Here is a 17614-nt window from a genome sequence, read left to right as displayed (position 1 = left end):
GCGCTGGCAATCCGATACCAGGGCCCTGCCAGCGGATTCGGCGATGCTGACGGTGTTCGCCTCTCCCGTAACGAAGGTCGTCGAGTCAATGAACAGCGAAGAACACCGGCGCGCGGGCCGGCGGGAATGGAGCGCGCTCGCCGTGCTCGTCCTGCCGCTGCTGCTGGTCTCCATGGACGTCTCGGTACTGTATTTCGCGGTGCCCTTCATCGTGCGCGACCTGGATCCCAGTGCCACCCAGCAGCTGTGGATCTTCGACATCTACGGCTTCGTGCTGGCCGGGCTGCTGCTCACCATGGGCGCGCTCGGCGACCGCATCGGCCGGCGGCGGTTGCTGCTGATCGGCGCGGCCGGCTTCAGCGTGGCCTCCTTCGCGGCGGCCTACGCGCCGAATGCCGAGGCGCTCATCGCCGCCCGTGCCGTGCTCGGCATCGCGGGCGCCACCCTCATGCCGTCCACGCTGGCGCTGATCCGCAACATCTTCCTCCACGACGCCGACCGCACCAAGGCGATGGCGGTGTGGGCGGGCGTGATGAGCAGCGGCGTGGCCATCGGCCCGGTGCTCAGTGGCGCACTGCTGCAGTACTTCTGGTGGGGTTCGGTGTTCCTGATCAATATCCCCGCCATGGCGCTGCTGCTGGTGCTGGCCCCGGCGATGCTGCCGGAATTCCGTGGGGCGCGGGCGGAACGATTCGACTGGATCAGCGCGGTGCTGTCGCTGGCGGCGGTCATGCCGATCATCTTCGGGCTCAAGGAATGGGCCGCCAATGGATTCACGGTGTGGCGGTTGGTGATCCTGCTGGCCGGGCTGGCGGTGGGCGCGGTGTTCGTGATCCGGCAGCGGCGGGTGCCGGACTCGGTGCTCGACGCCGCGCTGTTCACCCGGCGTACTTACACGGTGTCGGTGTCGGCGCAGTTGCTGGGCATGTTCGCCCTGGTCGGCAATGCGGTGTTCGTGACCCAGTACCTGCAGTCGGTGCTCGGCATGAGCCCGTTCGTGTCGGCGCTGTGGAGCCTGGCTCCGGCCGTGGTGGTGGGCGGCGCGGCCCCGCTGGCGGCGGCGCTGGCCCCGAAGCTGGGGGCGGGCCCGGTGGTGGCGGCCGGATTCCTCATCGCCGCTTCGGGTTTCGTGGTGATGGCGCTGGCCGGGGTGCACTCGCTGGTGCTGGTGCTGCTGGCGGCCGCCCTGCTGGGCGCGGGACTGGTGGTGGTGATGACCCTGGTCACCGATCTGGCCATCGGCGCGGTCGCGCCGGAACGGGCGGGCGCGGCCTCCGCGGTGCTCGAGACCGGCGGCGAATTCGGCGGTGCGCTCGGCATCGCCGTGCTCGGCAGCATCGGCGCGGCGGTGTACGGGAGCAAGGTCGATCGCGCCCTGCCCGCGGATCTGCCCCCGGCCGCCGCGCACACCATTCACGAAACCCTCGGCGGCGCTGTCGGTGTCAGTGCCGGGCTGCCCGGCGGGGACGCCATCCTCTCGGCGGCCCGCGCCGCCTTCACCTCGGGTATGAACACCATGGCAGTCCTCGGCGCGATCGTCATGGCGGTGGCCGCTCTCGGCTGCGGCCTGCTGCTCCGCACCGACCGGCCCGCCGCCGAACCCAGCCCCGCGGACGACGCTCTGGTCTGATCGGCCTTCAATCTTCGGTGGCACCGTCACCGCCCCGGCCTGGAAGGCCAAGCCGACCTGGTGCCAGGTCTCCACCGAGGACCGCATGATCAACCCGGACAACGAGCGCCGCCTGGCCGAGCGGCTGGGCCCGCGCCGGACCGCCGAGCTGCCGTCGAGCCACGCCTCGCAGCCGGTCGCCATCGCCGACCTGATCGATGTCGCGGTGACCGATCTCGGCTACCGGTAGCACGCTGCGGATTCGCGGCGCATCCTGGATTGGGGGTGCGCCGCGGAGTTCTTGACTTTCCCCTCCCGGCCGCCCATGGTGGAAACGTTAGCAAAGCTAATTGATGGGGAGAAAACCCGACGCCCGAACGAATTCGTGGCGTCGTAATCGCCGGAGACCAGGGAGGCCATTGATGGTCGAGGACGCCGTTCGGGCGGAGCTTACCCAGCGATTCGCGGATCGGCTCGCGCATGCCGAGATCGCGAAGCGGTTCGAGGAACTGATGGCCGATGATCAGGTGCGGTCGCTGGTCCCGTTACCCGAGGTCGCGGCCGCGGCTCAGCAGTCCGGGCAGGGGCTGGCCGGTGTGGCGGCGGTGCTCTTCGGCGGATACGCCGACCGGCCCGCCATCGCCGAGCGGGCCACCGAGATCGTGGTCGGCGCCGACGGGCGGCGCACCCGGCGGCTGCTGCCCGCGTACCGGACCACGAGCTATGGCGAGCTGTGGGTGCGTTCCGGGGATATCGCGGCCGCCTGGCACGCGGACCCGCGACACCCCCTGCGCGTGGGGGACTTCCTGTGCATCCTGGGCTTCGCCAGCGGCGACTTCACCGCCGTCGAGCTGGCCGGCATCCGGCTGGGCCTGGTGAGCGTGCCACTGCAATCGGGTTCACCTGCCGCGCAATGGCATTCGATCATCACCGAGACCGGCGCCCGGGTGCTGGCGGTGAGCCTGGAGCTGCTCGCGCCCGCGCTCGACTGCGTGCTCGGCGGCACGCCGGTGGAATCGATCGTGGTCTTCGACTTCGAACCCGGCGACGACCACCACGCCGAGACCTACGCTGCCGCGCAGCGCCGCATCGCGGAGTCGGGAGCCGAGATCAGCCTGGAATCGCTTGCGGCCGTGTCGGACCGGGGCCGGGACCTGCCCGCGGTACCGCTGCACGTGCCCGCCGACGACGACGAGCTCGCCCTGCTCATCTACACCTCCGGCAGCACCGGGACCCCCAAGGGAGCGATCTACCCGCAGCGGCTGGCGACCGGTATGTGGCTGGGGCCCACGGTCATTCCGGCCCCGGTCATCAATTTCTGCTATATGCCCCTGAGTCACGTCGCCGGCCGGATGGTGCTGAGCGGCACCTTCGCGCGCGGCGGAACCGCGTATTTCGCGGCGGCCAGCGATATGTCGACCCTGTTCGAGGATTTCGGCCTGGCCCGCCCCACCGAGGCGTTCTTCGTCCCGCGCGTGTGCGACATGGTGTTCCAGCGCTATCAGAGCGACGTGCAGCGCCGCATCGCCGCGGGCGCGGCCCCCGCCGAGGCCGACGAGGCCGCGAAAGCCGCACTGCGACAGGACTTCCTGGGCGGCCGCCTGCTCCGGGTCATGGTCGGCAGCGCGCCCATCTCCGCGGACATGAAGGAGTTCATGAACTCGGTGCTGGGCCAGCCGCTCGTCGACGGCTACGGCTCCACCGAGGCGGGCGGCGGTCTGCTCATCGACAATGAGATCCGCCGGCCGCCGGTCATCGACTACAAGCTGGCCGATGTGCCCGAGCTCGGCTACTTCGCCACCGACAAGCCGTACCCGCGCGGCGAGTTCCTGGTGAAGTCGACGCAGCAGATCCCGGGCTACTTCAAGCGTCCCGAGGTGACCGCCGAGATCTTCGACGAGGACGGCTACTACCGCACCGGCGATATCGTCGCCGAGGTCCGGCCCGACCATCTGGTGTACGTCGACCGCCGCAACAATGTGCTCAAGCTGTCGCAGGGCGAGTTCGTGGCCGTGGCCAAGCTGGAGGCCGTCTTCGCCACCAGCCCGCTGATCGCCCAGATCTTCGTGCACGGGTCCAGCGAGCGCTCGCACCTGCTGGCCGTCATCGTGCCCTCGGCGGCCGCCCTCGCGCTCGAACCCGCCGAGATGACCGCGGCCATCACCGAATCCATGCAGCAGATCGCCAAGGACGCCGAGCTGGAGTCCTACGAGATCCCGCGCGAGTTCCTGATCGAGACCGAGCCCTTCACCCAGGACAACGGCCTGCTGTCCGGCATCGGAAAACTGTTGCGGCCCAAGCTCAGGCAGCGCTACGGCGACCGGCTCGAGGAGCTGTACCGCGCGCAGGCGCGGCAGCAGGAGGACGAGCTGCTCGCGCTGCGCCGCGAGGCCGCCGGCCGGCCGGTGCTCGAGACGGTGTGCCGGGCCGCCCGCGCCGTCCTCGGCGGCGGCGAGCCACAGGCGGATGCGCACTTCACCGATCTGGGCGGGGATTCGCTGTCGGCGCTGTCGTTCTCGACGCTGTTGCGCGAGATCTTCGATGTCGAGGTGCCGGTGGGTGTGATCGTCAGCCCCGCCAGCGACCTGGCCGGGCTCGCCGCCCGCATCGAGGCCGAACGGTCCGGCGCCGGCGGTCGTCCCACCGCGTCGACCGTGCACGGCGGCGGCGAGATTCGCGCCGCCGACCTTACCCTCGACAAGTTCGTCGACGCGGCGACCCTGGCGGCCGCGCCCGGTCTGCCGCTCGCGCCGCAGCCGCCGCGTACGGTGCTGCTCACCGGCGCCAACGGTTACCTCGGCCGGTTCCTGTGCCTGGAATGGCTGCAGCGCCTGGACGACACCGACGGCACCCTCGTCTGCATCATTCGCGGCCGCGACGCCGAATCGGCGCGCCGGCGGCTGGACGAGGTGTTCGACAGCGGCGATCCCGAGCTGTTGCGGCGCTACCGGGAGCTGGCCGGGCGTCGCCTGCGCGTGCTGGCCGGCGATATCGGCGCACCGAATCTCGGTCTGGACCAAGCGGTTTGGCAGGAGCTCGCCGAGACCGTCGACTTCATTGTGCACCCGGCCGCGCTGGTCAATCACGTGCTGCCCTACGACCAGCTGTTCGGTCCCAATGTGGTCGGCACCGCCGAGGTGATCCGCCTGGCGCTCACCGCGACCCGCAAACCGGTCACCTACCTGTCCACGGTCGGTGTCGCCGATCAGATCGACCCCGCCGTGTTCACCGAGGACGGCGACATCCGCGAGATCAGCGCCGTGCGCACGGTGGGCGACGGGTACGCCAACGGCTACGGCAACAGCAAGTGGGCCGGTGAGGTGCTGCTGCGCGAGGCGCACGACCTGTGCGGGCTGCCGGTGGCGGTCTTCCGCTCCGACATGATCCTGGCGCACAGCGTGTTCGCCGGGCAGTTCAACCTGCCCGACATGTTCACTCGCCTGCTGCTCAGCGTGCTCGCCACCGGTCTGGCCCCGAAGTCGTTCTACGCCTTGGATTCCGACGGCGGGCGGCGACGGGCCCACTACGACGGCCTGCCCGCGGACTTCACCGCCGCCGCCATCACGGCTCTCGGCGCCCGCGTCACCGCCGGTTTCGAGACCTACGACGTCCTCAATCCCCACGACGACGGCATCTCCCTCGACGAATTCGTGGACTGGCTCATCGAATCCGGCCAACCCATCGACCGCATCGACTCCTACCCGGACTGGGTCGGCCGTTTCGAGACCGCCCTGCGCGCCCTGCCGGAGCAGCAGCGCACCCACTCGGTGCTGCCGCTACTGCACGCCTACCGCCGCCCCGGCCTGCCCATCGCGGGCGCGGCGCTCCCGGCCAAGCGCTTCCAGACGGCCGTGCAGCAGGCGAAACTCGGCCCGAACGGCGACATCCCGCACCTGACAAGGGAACTCATCGACAAGTACGTCGCGGACCTGAGGCTGCGCGGTCTGCTGTAGCCCTCAGTCGTCGCCCGTCGCCCGTCGCCGCGGGGATCTCGAGACCGTGCTGCAGCGCGGCGACGGTGCCGTCGAGGATCTCGTAGAGGCGGTCGAGGGACGGATCGGGGCTCGCCACCCAGTCGTCGAGCCCCACCCCGAACGCCGCGAAGCAGGTCGCGGCGGCGAGTTTCGCCCGCAGATCGTCCTCGGCCAGTCCGCCGCGGCGGGCGAAACTCCGGGCCAGCGCGTTCCGGCGGCCGAACGTGCCGGTGAAATTCTCCTGGCGCAGTTGCGGATTGGTGATCAGCACCAGCCGCGCCCGCCGGGCGGTGTCGGCCTGGCGGCGCCGCAGCTCGGCCTCGGCATCGTCGAGCAGGAACTCGCGCAGCGCGGCCCGCAGCGCGACGAAGACCGCCTCGTGCGGCGGGCGGCGGTCCAGGGCGGCCAGCAGATAGGACATGACGTCCTCCTCGTGGCTGAAGACCACGGCCGCCTTGGCGGGGAAGTGGCGGTGGAAGGTGCGCCGCGACACCTGGGCGGCGTCGGCGATCTCCTGCACGGTGGTCTGCTCGAAGCCGCGGCGCTCGAACAGCAGCAGCGCGGCGTCGATCAATTCGCGCCGCACCCTGGCCTTCTCGCGTTCCCGCAACCCGGTCGGTGCCGTCATCCCGCCCTCTCGTGTTGCCGATATCCACCCTGGTGTCTCAAAGTGACACTTCTCAGGATAGTCTGACCGAAGTGTCTCACTGTGACACCAAAGCGAGACGATACGAGAGGACTCCTCCGATGACGCGACGCACCGTGATCACCCTGGTCTCGGCGGCCGTGCTGGCCACCGGGCCGCTCGCCGCCACCGCCCAGGCCGACCCGCCCGTCCGGGCCGAGGGAACGGCCCCGGGCGCCGTCGTCGGCAATGAGGCGCTGGCGCAGGACCTCTGGATCGACGGCACCGGCTCGGCCCGCAAGCTCACCTACTGGACCCGCGATTCCTCCGATCAGCCCGCGCTGTCCACCGGCGTGGTCTTCACCCCGGCGGGCACCCCGCCGCCCGGCGGCTGGCCGGTGCTGTCCTGGGAGCACGGCACCGTCGGCATCGGCGACGACTGCGCGCCCTCGGTGGCCGGTCGCTCCGACCGCGACATGGGGTTCCTTGCCACCTGGATGAAGCAGGGCTACGCCATCGTCGCCACCGACTACATCGGCCTGGGCACCCCCGGCGTGCACGCCTACCTCGACGGCCGCGCCGAGGCGCACGCCGCCATCGACATGGTGCGCGCCGCCCGCGCCGTGGACGACTCGCTGGCCCCGAAGTGGGTGGCGATCGGGCAGTCGCAGGGCGGCGGCGCCGCGGTTTTCACCGCCTCGCTCGCGACACGCTATGCGCCCGAATTGGATTACCGCGGCGCGGTGGCAACCGGCCCGGCCTCCAATATCGTGGACGCCGCGACCCTGATCGGGCCGAACACCCCGCCCATCGGGTCCTCGCACATCACCGCCTACACCACCTACGTGTTCAACGGCCTGAAGGCGGCCCGCCCGGACTTCGACCTCGACAGCTACCTGACCCCGCTGGGCAAGCAGCTGGTGACCGACGCCCAGACCCTGTGCTTCGCCCCGATGGCCGAGCACGCCACCGGTGTGTCGCTGAACCAGCTGGTGTCGCGGCCGCTGGCGGACGGCGATTTCGTGCCGACCGCGCGGTCGGTCATGGATGTCCCGCTGACCGGCTACGACCGGCCGCTGTTCATCGGGCAGGGCACCAATGACACCGATGTCCCCGCACCGCTCACGGCCAAGCTGGTCGCCGACATGGCCGCAGCCGGAACGCATCCCGAGGTGCACGTCTACGCGGGGAAGGACCACAGCGGCGCCATGCTCGCCTCACTGGCCGACACCGTGCCGTTCGTGGCGCGACTGTTCTCCTGACGCGAAAGGCCGAGTGGCACAGAGCCACTCGGCCTTGGCGTCGACCGATGGATCAGCCGATGGTGACGGTGGTGTCGATCAGACCGAAGACCTCGCCCTGCGGGCCCGACACGATGCCCATGCGCCCGAAGGGGCTGTCCGACGGGCCCATCAGTACGGTCGCGCCGAGCTCCTTGGCCTTGTCCAGCGCGGCGTCCGCGCCCGCGACCTGGAACCAGGTCAGCCAGTAGTTGGGGCCGTCGCCGGGCTGGCCGGTGCTGTCGGCCGCGCCACCCATCGGGCGGCCGTCCGCGCCGGCGAAGGTGGAGTACGGCATCTGCTCGCTGCCGATCTCGTCGAAGGACCAGCCGAAGACCTGCTTGTAGAACTCCTGCGACGGTGTGTACGCGGAGGTGTGCAGGTCGTTCCAGCAGTACGCGCCGGGCTCGTTGAAGATCCCGGCGCCGGTGTGCGCCTTGGCTTCCCATACGCCGAACACCGCGCCCCCCGGGTCCGCGCCGACGAACATGCGCCCGACGTCCATCACGTCGAAGGGCGGCATGAACACCGAGCCGCCGGCCGCCGTGACCGCGCCCGCGACCGCATCGGCATTCTCGGCGGCGAAGTAGGTGGTCCACACCGAGGGCATGGCGGCCTCACCCATCTTGGGCCCGATGCCCGCGGCGGGCTTGCCGTTGAGCATCGCCATCAGATACCCGCCCGCCTCGGGCGGACTGTCGAGCACGTCCCAGCCGAGCAGCTGGGCGTAGAAGTCCCGCGCAGCGGCGGGATCGTCGACGGAACAGTCGACCCAACACGGAGTTCCTTGTGGCCAAACCTTGTCTGTTGTGGGCATACGGATCCTCCCGAGCATCGGTCGGTTGCGGCCTGTCGGAGGGCAGGCACATGGTCAGCTAACCATGCTTCCCGGCATTCCGGTCACGGAATACCGACTGGTCACGAACTTGTGTTGAACATTCCGGGAGCACCCTGGCGTCGACCTGGCCAGTGGCGATCCCGGGTTCACGGCCGGTATGGGTAGGCGCCGCCGTCGATGACGATGCGTTGGCCGGTGAGATAGCTGGCGGCGGGGGAGACGAGGAAGGCGACGACGTCGGCTACCTCTTCGGGGCGGCAGACGTGGCCGAAAGGGGAGGTGGCGTCGAGGTCGGCGGCGTGACGGTGGATGCCGCCGGACAGGGCCGCGGTGAGGCGGTCGCCCATGTCGGAGGCGACCAGGCCGGGGGCGACGATATTGACGTGGATTCCGTTGGGGGATTCCTCTTTTGCGAGGGTGTGGGCGAGGGCTTCGAGGGCGGCCTTGGCCATGTTGTAGGGGGCGCCGGCCGCGCCGAGCGCGTGGGCGGCGACGCTGCTGATCATGATGATGTCGCCGCGTTCGCAGGTGCGCATGCCGGGGAGGACGAGCTTGGTGAGGTGGTGCGGGCCGATGGCCTGAATGCGCAGCAGTCGCTCGACCTCCACCGGATCGGTGTCGGAGACCAGGCGGCCACGGCTGGCGACGCCGCCATTGTGGACGAGGATGCCGATCGGGCCGAGCTCGTTCGTCACGCGGTCGACCATGGCGGTCACGGCCACTGGATCGTCGACCGGGGCGTGCACGGCGAGGGCGGTGGCTCCCAGGGAATGCAGTTCGGCCACAGTGTCTTTCGCCGATTGCTCATGGCGCACCCAGTTGACCGCGACCACGGCGCCGCGGGCGGCCAGCGCATGGCTGATGGCGCGCCCGATACCACGCCCGCCGCCGGTCACGAGTGCGACGCGTCCCGCCAATTCGCCTGCTGCTGTGCTCACCCGATCAACATATGACACCCGCCACGATTGCGGTCGAGAGTGTCGGCCATTACAGTCCGACCGTTGGGTACGCAGAGGTTCCTCAACCACGGGGTCGGGATGCAATTCACCAAGTTCAGGGGACGAACGCTGGGCGCGCTCGCCCTGTTCGCCACCGCGGTCACCGTCGGGGTGCTGGTCCGGCCGCTGGCCACCGCCACACCGGACGCCGGATCCCTGGGCGCGGCCTGGACCGCGACCGAGGACGGACCGCCGAAATATCCTGGCGTGCACATCGATTGGGACGTCCCGATCACCATGAGCGACGGCACCGTCCTGAAGGCCAATGTGTATCGGCCCATGGACGCCGACGGCCACATCGTCGACACCCCGCTGCCGACGGTCGTCAACCTCACCCCGTACACGAAACTCGTATCGATGATCGCGGATTCGGCCCTGTCGATTCCCGGCCTGTCGGATGTGCTGTCGAACTTCCTTCAGGGTTTCGACCTGTCCGGCGTCGGCCTGGGCGGTCTCTCCGACCTGGTGAAGGTGGTGCCCGGCGGCGCGGCCCGCGTCTTCACCGCCGACCGGAAGCTGGTCCAGTCCGGCTACACCCAGGTCGTGGCCGACGTGCGCGGCACCGGCTTCTCCGAGGGCGTCTGGCAGGTCTTCCAGGAGCGTGAGCAGCTCGACAGCGTCGAGGTGATCAACTGGGCGGCCCAGCAGCCGTGGTCGGACGGCAAGGTCGGGATGTCGGGCATCTCGTACTCGGCGATCAATCAGGTGCAGGCCGCCGAACACCAGCCGGACGCGCTGAAGGCCATCTTCCCGGTCGAGCCCGGCAGCGACCTGGTGCGCGATGTGCTCGCCACCGGCGGCGCACTCGGATTCGGTTTCATCCCACCGTGGTTGCTGGGCGTGGACAGCCTCAAACTCCTCCCGGATCTGATCTCGATCTTCTCCGGCGCCTTCGACTGGAAATGGCTCGCCGACCGCCTGCAGAGCCCGTTCACCTTCTTCGACTACATCATTCAGGCGCTGACCGTGCAGTCCATCCCGGAGATCCCGGACAACCTGAAGAGCATCCTGGAACCCGACAGCAGCCTGCGCACCGCCTGGCTCGGGCATCCGGACCGGGTGCGTGTGCCGACCATGGTCTACGGCGGCTGGCACGACATCTTCACCTACTCCGAACCGCGCATCTACGACGCGATTCCCTTGCCGCCCGGGCAGAAGCAGCTGATCATGGGCGACACCTACCACGCCGATCCCGGCAGCGGATTCGGCGCACCCGGGGCCCCGCCGCGCCTGGATGTGCTCGAGCGCGCCTGGTTCGACCGGTGGCTCAAGGGCATCGACAACGGCATCGACGGCTACGGCCCGGTGACGCTGTTCCAGCAGGGCGGCTCCTGGACCACGACGGACCAATTCCCGCGCAGCGACGTCGATTACCGCCGCCTGTACCTGTCCGGCGCGCCCAGCGGCACCGCTCCGATGAGCGTGCACGACGGCAGCCTGGTCGCCGATCCCGCCGGGCCGGAGCGGCTCACCGTCGCGCCCGGCATCAACAGCCTGTGCTCACGCGATTCGGCGCAGATCACCGCGGGCGTCACGGCCGTCCTCGACGCCTGCGCCAAGGACGCGCGGCCGATGGAACTCAACGGCCTCACCTTCACCAGCCAACCGGTGGCCGACGCCACCCTCGTCTCCGGGCCGGTGAACGTGCACCTCAACACGGTGCTCGACGCCACGGACGGCTACTGGACCGCGACGCTCAACGACGTCGCGCCCGACGGCAGGTCCACGGTGCTGACCTCCGGCCAGCTGACCGCGTCGCTGCGAAAGGTGGACGAGGACAAGGCGACCCGCTCGGCCAACGGCGACTACACCGACCCGTACCCGGTCCTCACCCTGGCCGATCGCGAGCCGCTCGTCCCCGGCCAGCCCACCACCGTCGATCTGGGCCTGACCGCCACCGACGCCGTCCTGCAGCCGGGCCACCGCCTGCGCATCGACGTCTTCGCGTTCAACTTCCCGCGTGGCCTGCCGCTGCGCCCGCTGTTGAACGAGAGCGAGCTGCTGCCCCAGCACATCGACCTCGACCCGAACGCGCCCAGCTGGGTGAACGTCCCTCTCGGCGGAAATATCGGCTGGTAGGGAGAGAAAGAGGCCCTGTCGTCAACGTGGACGGCAGGGCTTTCCGCTGTCCGGGCTCAGGATTCGAGCGCGCCGACCACGTCGGCCTCGGCCATGACATCGTCGAAGGTGTCGCGGGCCAGCAGATCGGCGTAGAAACCGTTGCGCTCCACCAGGTCCCGGTGCGTACCGAATTCCACCACGCGACCCTGATCGAGCACCACGATCTGATCGGCGTCCCGGATCGTGGACAGCCGGTGCGCGATCGTGATGGTGGTGCGATTCGCGGACAGCGCGTCGATCGCCGCCTGCACCTCGCGCTCGGTCCTGGTGTCCAGCGCACTGGTCGCCTCGTCGAGCACCATGATGGGCGGATTCCGCAGGATGGCCCGCGCCACCGCCAGCCGCTGCTTCTCCCCGCCGGAGAAGCGGTAGCCGCGCTCGCCGACCAGGGTGTCGTACCCGTCGGGCAGGCTCATGATGTGGTCGTGGATCTGCGCGGCCCGGGCCGCGGCATGCAATTCCGCCTCTGTCGCATCGGGTTTCGCGAAGCGCAGGTTGTCGGCGACCGACGAGTGGAACAGGTAGGTCTCCTGCGACACCACGCCCACCGCCGCGGACAGGTCGGCGAAGGACAGCTCCCGCACGTCCACGCCGTCGACGGTGACCCGGCCGGACGTCACGTCGTACAGCCGCGCCACCAGATACCCGAGAGTCGTCTTCCCCGAGCCGGTTTCGCCGACGATCGCCAGACTCGACCCGGCGGGCACCTCGATATCGATGTCGCTCAGTACGTTCCGATCCGCGTTGTAGGCGAACCCGACGCGCTCGAACCGTACGGCGCCCGTCACCTGCTCCAGCAGGGGCGTCGGCTGCTCGTGCTCCTCGATGTCCGGTCGCAGATCCAGGTATTCGAAGATCCGCCCGAACAGCGCCAGCGAGCTTTGAATATCGACGCCGGTCGACAGCAGCATGACGGTCGGCCGCAGCAGGCCGCTCTGCAGCGTGGTGAACGCGACCAGCGTGCCGATCGACACCAGCGGATGCCCCTGGGCCACGGTCATGCCCGCCGCCCAGTAGATGACCGCCGGCATGGCCGCCATCACGATCGAGATGGTCGACTGCCGCCACCGCCCGGCCATGCTGGAGCGGATCTCCAGATCCACCAGCCCCCGCGATTCCCGGGTGAAATCCTCGACCAGCGCGGGCGAGCGACCCATGGTGCGCGACAACAGGATCCCGCTCACCGACAGCGATTCCTCCACGATCGCCGACATGCCCGCCAGCTTGCGCTGCTTCTCCGCGGTGATGCGCCGGCGCTCGGAGCCGACCCGGCGGCTGATCCACACGAACAGCGGCAGCATGACCAACGAGACCAGCGTGAGCCGCCAGTCCAGCGCGAACATGGCGATGACCGCCGCGACGACGGAGGTGAAGTTGGAGACCAGTGAGGTGATGGTCGAGGTGACCGTGGACTGCATGCCGCCGATGTCATTGGCGATTCGCGACTGCACCTCGCCGGTGCGGGTGGTGGTGAAGAAGGACAGCGGCATGGACTGCAGCCGCGCGTAGACGGCCGACCGCAGATCGTGCATGACGTCCTGGCCGACCGCGGTCGAGATATAGGTCTGGAAGACGCCGAACACACTGTTCAACGCGGCGACCGCGATCATGCCCACGGCCAGCGCGGTCAGCAGTCCGGTGCGACCGTGCGGCAGGGCGTCGTCGATGATGCCGCGCAGCAGGAACGGGGAAGCCAGACCGGCCAGCGAGGCCAAACCCACCAGGGCCGCGACCAGGGCCAAGCGCCCGCGATACGGATGAAAGAGCCGGACGATCCGGCGAAGTTCAGGTTGTGAAGCCATCAGCGCCTCCTTTCGCAGGGAGTCAGGCGCTATAACTGAGTTTGGATCATAATTGTTCCGAGGACAATGAGTTATGCTCTGGATCATGTCGAGCAGCCCTGCAGACGAGCCGCGTGCTACGGGCGAGAGGCGTGTCGCTCCCGACGATGACCTCGCCGAACTCTTCCTGCGCACCACCAAACGATTGCGCCGCACGCAGTCGGCGCGGCTGTCGCCGCTCGGCCTCACCCCGGCCCAGGCCCGCGCGCTGCGCATCATCGGCCGTGCCGACGAGCACGGCGACGAACCGCTGCGCATGTCCGCCCTCGCGGAGCACCTCGGCATCGTGCCGCGCTCGGCCACGACCGTCGTCGACGCGCTGGTCGCCGCTGGACTGGTTGCCCGCGAACCGGATCCGGCCAACCGCCGCGCCACCCTGGTGACCCCGACCGCGGCGGGCCGCCGGGTACTGGCTCGGATGTCCGACGCTCGCCGTGACGCCGCCGAAGAGATCTTCGCCGCCCTCTCGCCCGGCCAGCGTCATACTCTGCGCGAGCTCCTCGCCACCCTGGCGGCCGGCGACTGTACACCGCCGAATGCCGTGCTGACCCCGCGAACCGGGCAGGAGTAGCAGGCCGAAGGCCAGGTCGGTCGCGCGGATGGGTGGCCGGGCTGTCGTGAGCCTCGAGTACGGTCGGGAGCGTTGTGCCGATCCGATCTTCACCTCGACCCGGTAAGGAACCGATATGCCACGGGAGCTGGCCGACCTGCCTTTCGCGCGTTTCCTGGAACCGCAGGAGACGCTGCTCGATGAGGGTGCTTACGACTGTGCCCATTTCGACGGCTTGTCACTCGACGACCCGCAACTGCGCGGCGTGACCTTCACCGAGTGCGCCATCTCGGCCACCACGGTGACCGGCGGTTTCTTCCGGTATTCGCGATTCAACGATGTCTGGCTGGGCAGTACCCGCTGGATTCGGACCGATCTCTCCGAAACCAATTGGATGGATGCGGAATTCGTGCTCGCGGCCATGTCGGGGGTGGAGGCGTTCGGGTCGGCGCTGCGGCGGGTGAGTTTCCACAACTGCAAGTTCGATTCGGTGAATCTGCGTGGTGCGGTGCTCACCGATGTCTCGTTCGTGGATTGCGTGCTGCGGGACGTGGATATCAGCGAGGCGAAGCTGACCTCGGTGACCTTCCCGGGCTCGGAGATCTCCGGGCTGTCGCTGCGCAATGCCAAGTTGAAGAAGGTCGACCTGCGTGAGGCCCGGTCGATCGGCATTTCCAGCGGGGTCGAGTCGCTGTCGGGTGCGCTGGTCACCAATACGCAGCTGCTCGAGCTGGCCCCGGTCTTCGCCCACTCCTTCGGAATCCTGGTCAAGGACCTGTAGAAGAAGCGGCCAGGGACCTCTAGTTAGTAGCGCTAGTGAACTGACTCGAGTTACGCTCCTCACATGACGGAGTGGCGGCCTACGGCGTGCATCCTGTGCGAGTGCAACTGCGGCATCCAGGTGCTGCTCGGGCCGGACGGCCGGTCCTTCGAGAAGATCCGCGGCGACAAGCTGCATCCGGCGTCGGAGGGTTACACCTGCAACAAGGCCCTGCAGCTGGACCGCTACCAGAACGGGCACACCGGCCGGCTGACCTCGCCGCTGCGCCGCCGTGCGGACGGCAGCTTCGAGGAAATCGATTGGGAGACCGCGATTTCCGAGCTGTCGGCCAAGCTGCTGGAGGTCGGGCACCACTTCGGCGGTGAGTCGATCTTCTATTACGGCGGTGGCGGGCAGGGCAATCACCTGGGCGGCGCGTACGCCCCGGCGACCATGGCCGCGTTCGGCATGAAGTACCGGTCCAGCGCGCTGGCGCAGGAGAAGACCGGTGACTTCTGGGTGGGCGCGCGGATGACCGGCTACCCGATGCGCGCGGACGTCGAGCATGCGGAGGTGGCGTTCTTCATAGGCAAGAATCCGTATCAGTCGCACGGGTTTCCGCGGGCGCGCACGGTGCTGAAGGAGATCGCCAAGGATCCGGCACGGTCGATGATCGTGCTCGACCCGGTGCGCACCGAGACCGCCGAGCTGGCGGACTTCCACCTGCAGTTGCGGCCGGGCACCGACGTGTACCTGCTGACAGCCATGGCCGCGATCCTGGTGCGCGACAACCTGATCGACGAGGACTGGCTGGCCGAGCACACCAGCGGCCTGGACGCGGTACTGCCGGTGCTGCGAGCGGTGCCGATCGAAAAGTACTGCGCCATCGCCGATGTCGACCTGGATCTGGTGACCGCCGCGACGCACCGGTTGGCTCGCGCGAACTCGGTCGCCGCGCTCGAGGACCTCGGCGTGCAGATGAACCGGTATTCGACGGTGGTCAGCTATGTCGAGAAGCTGGTCTGGCTGCTCACCGGCAATGTCGGAAAGCCGGGCACCCAATACGCTTTCACCGGCCTGAGCAATCTCGGCCACGACCGCGGGCATCCGGCGGGCGAGGGTCCCAAGAGCCCGGTGGCCGGCGCACAGATCGTGAGCGGTCTGGTGCCGTGCAATGTGATCAGCGAGGAGATCCTCACCGACCACCCGGCGCGTTACCGCGCAATGTTCATCGAGAGCGCGAATCCGGCGCACTCCCTGGCGGATTCGGCCCGCATGCGCGAGGCACTGGCAGCGCTGGAACTGGTGGTGGTCATCGACGTCGCCATGACCGAGACCGCGCGCCTGGCCGACTATGTGCTGCCCGCGCCCACCCAGTTCGAGAAGTACGAGGCCACGTTCTTCAACTTCGACTTCCCGCGCAATATCTTCCACCTGCGGCACCCGGTGCTGCCCGCACCGGCGGGCGTGCTGCCCGAGCCCGAGATCCACGCTCGCTTGGTCGAGGCCGCGGGTGTGCTGAGCGAGGCGGACTACGCGCCGCTGCGGGCCGCGCTCGCGCAGGGGCGGGAGGCGTTCGCCATGGCCTTCCTGGGGATCCTCGGCGATCCGGCGCGGTCGAAACTCGCTCCCGTGCTGCTGTATCGGACGCTGGGGGAGACGCTGCCCGACGGTGCGGCCTCGGCGGCACTGCTGTGGGCGGCGGCCTACAACATGGTGCGCAAGTTCCCGGCCAGCGTCGAACGTGCCGGGTACGGAACGGGTCTGGAGGCGGGCGAGCGGCTGTTCGAGGCGATCCTGACGGGCGAGCACGGCATCGTGATCTCCGAGGACGATTACGCGGAGACCTGGAACCGGGTGCGCGACAAGGTGATCCGGCTGGAGATTCCGGAGCTGCTGGAGGTGATCGCCACCCTGCCCGTGCCGACCGAGGACGACAGTGCGGACTGGCCGTTCATCCTCTCGGCCGGTGAGCGCCGGGCCTTCACGGCCAACACCATCTTCCGCGACCCGGCCTGGCGCAAGCGTGATGCGGCGGGCACCCTGCGCATCAGCACCGGCGATGCCGAGCGGCTCGGGCTGACCGCGGGCGACCTGGTCCAGGTGACGACCCGGCGCGGCACCGCGCAGGTCCCGGTCGAGCCCACCGACCGCATGCGCCCGGGGCACTTGTCGCTGCCCAATGGTTTCGGGCTCTCGGTCGCCGCCCCGGACGGCACCTCCGTCACCACCGGCACCGCCCCGAACGAGCTGACCTCCTTCGACGACCGGGACGAATGGGTCGGCACCCCCTGGCACAAGTACGTCCCCGCCCGCCTGGATACCGTGACCGCATGAAACGAACGAGTTTCGCGAACTGGCCGTGCACCGTCGCCCGCACCGTCGACCTGCTGGGCGACTGGTGGACGCCGCTCATCCTCCGCGAAGCTTTCTACGGCGCCAAGCGTTTCGACGATTTCGAATCCACCCTCGGTCTCAGCCGCAATATCCTCACCCAGCGTTTGAACCGATTGGTGGACGCGGGTCTGTTGACCAAGGTTCCGTATCAGGAGCGGCCGGTTCGCCACGAATACCGGCTGACCGATCAGGGGCGCGATTTCTTTCCCGTCATCGCGGCCATGATGGCGTGGGGGGATCGGTACCTGGCTCCGGAATCCGGGGAACCGGTGGTTCTGCATCACACGGCGTGTGACCACGATACGCACGCCGAGGTGGTGTGCTCGCATTGCCGGGAGCCGTTGCGGCACGAGGACATTTCCGCTCGGCTGGGGCCGGGGTTTCCGGCTCGGCTTCGGAATGCGGCGTTAGCGACCGGTCGTTTTGGCGATGGGGATTGAAAAGCCTTGTATCAGAATGGAATTCGGTACTAATGGATAGGTGGAGAGCGGTAGAATTAGTGCATGGGAATCAAGGGGGAGACACTCGACAGCTGTGGCATCGCTGATGTCGATGCTGCGGTGCGGTCTCTTTCGGGTTCGCTGCTGCACGGGGATATGAATCAATTCTCCGATGACGATG

The 17614-nt window shown here is 68.8% G+C and carries 12 protein-coding genes and 1 pseudogene; 9 read left to right on the top strand and 4 right to left on the bottom strand.

The window, feature by feature from the left end:
• The first annotated feature begins 88 nt into the window (after positions 1-88).
• The 3 genes and pseudogenes from ACFXHE_RS35385 (at position 89) to car (ending at position 5562) form a co-directional block, all read left to right on the top strand.
• Positions 89-1630, top strand: a complete 1542-nt coding sequence (locus ACFXHE_RS35385; protein ID WP_379389011.1) for an MFS transporter — start codon at positions 89-91, stop codon at positions 1628-1630.
• 7 nt (positions 1631-1637) lie between these two features.
• Positions 1638-1859 (top strand): annotated as a pseudogene (locus ACFXHE_RS35380) (alpha/beta hydrolase); the annotation flags it as partial.
• Positions 1860-2031: 172 nt separating this feature from the next.
• Positions 2032-5562: a carboxylic acid reductase gene (gene car, locus ACFXHE_RS35375; protein WP_379389010.1), complete on the top strand. Its 3531-nt coding sequence runs from the start codon at positions 2032-2034 to the stop codon at positions 5560-5562.
• Here car and ACFXHE_RS35370 read toward each other — a convergent pair.
• Positions 5516-6211, bottom strand: a complete 696-nt coding sequence (locus tag ACFXHE_RS35370) for a TetR family transcriptional regulator (RefSeq protein WP_379389009.1) — start codon at positions 6209-6211, stop codon at positions 5516-5518. The two genes, car and ACFXHE_RS35370, sit on opposite strands and share 47 nt — an antisense overlap.
• Positions 6212-6330: 119 nt before the next feature.
• On the opposite strand from ACFXHE_RS35370, the gene ACFXHE_RS35365 reads away from it, so the two are divergent.
• Entirely contained in the window at positions 6331-7470 is a 1140-nt protein-coding gene (locus ACFXHE_RS35365) for a lipase family protein (protein ID WP_379389008.1), read from the top strand.
• 52 nt (positions 7471-7522) lie between these two features.
• Here ACFXHE_RS35365 and ACFXHE_RS35360 read toward each other — a convergent pair whose 3' ends face one another.
• Entirely contained in the window at positions 7523-8305 is a 783-nt protein-coding gene (locus tag ACFXHE_RS35360; protein ID WP_379389007.1) for a VOC family protein, read from the bottom strand.
• A 167-nt stretch (positions 8306-8472) separates the two neighbouring features.
• Complete coding sequence (locus ACFXHE_RS35355; RefSeq protein WP_379389006.1) at positions 8473-9264, bottom strand: SDR family NAD(P)-dependent oxidoreductase; 792 nt, start codon at positions 9262-9264, stop codon at positions 8473-8475.
• A 99-nt stretch (positions 9265-9363) separates the two neighbouring features.
• Between ACFXHE_RS35355 and ACFXHE_RS35350 the strand changes: the two genes are divergently transcribed.
• Positions 9364-11403, top strand: coding sequence for a CocE/NonD family hydrolase (locus ACFXHE_RS35350; RefSeq protein WP_379389060.1), 2040 nt, complete (start codon positions 9364-9366; stop codon positions 11401-11403).
• 56 nt (positions 11404-11459) lie between these two features.
• On the opposite strand, the gene ACFXHE_RS35345 is transcribed toward ACFXHE_RS35350, so the two are convergent.
• The gene (locus ACFXHE_RS35345; RefSeq protein ID WP_379389005.1) at positions 11460-13247 is read right to left on the bottom strand and encodes an ABC transporter ATP-binding protein; all 1788 of its coding nucleotides are present in this window, start codon (positions 13245-13247) and stop codon (positions 11460-11462) included.
• 85 nt (positions 13248-13332) lie between these two features.
• Between ACFXHE_RS35345 and ACFXHE_RS35340 the strand changes: the two genes are divergently transcribed.
• The 4 genes from ACFXHE_RS35340 to ACFXHE_RS35325 all read left to right on the top strand — a co-directional run bounded on the left by ACFXHE_RS35340 (position 13333) and on the right by ACFXHE_RS35325 (position 17433).
• Entirely contained in the window at positions 13333-13857 is a 525-nt protein-coding gene (locus ACFXHE_RS35340; protein WP_379389004.1) for a MarR family winged helix-turn-helix transcriptional regulator, read from the top strand.
• A gap of 115 nt (positions 13858-13972) precedes the next feature.
• Positions 13973-14617: a pentapeptide repeat-containing protein gene (locus ACFXHE_RS35335; RefSeq protein WP_379389003.1), complete on the top strand. Its 645-nt coding sequence runs from the start codon at positions 13973-13975 to the stop codon at positions 14615-14617.
• A gap of 63 nt (positions 14618-14680) precedes the next feature.
• A complete protein-coding gene (locus tag ACFXHE_RS35330) occupies positions 14681-16933 on the top strand; it encodes a molybdopterin-dependent oxidoreductase (protein ID WP_379389002.1) in 2253 nt (750 codons plus the stop codon).
• Positions 16930-17433 (top strand): helix-turn-helix domain-containing protein, encoded by a 504-nt coding sequence (locus ACFXHE_RS35325; RefSeq protein ID WP_354844746.1) that lies wholly within the window; start codon positions 16930-16932, stop codon positions 17431-17433. The genes ACFXHE_RS35330 and ACFXHE_RS35325 overlap by 4 nt, the downstream gene beginning before the upstream one ends.
• Positions 17434-17614 lie beyond the last annotated feature (181 nt).

This window comes from Nocardia sp. NPDC059229 (genome assembly GCF_042754165.1).
Lineage (GTDB): Bacteria > Actinomycetota > Actinomycetes > Mycobacteriales > Mycobacteriaceae > Nocardia.
The sequence above is the reverse complement of the archived record's forward strand: the minus strand, read 5'-3'. Positions and strand labels throughout refer to the sequence as shown.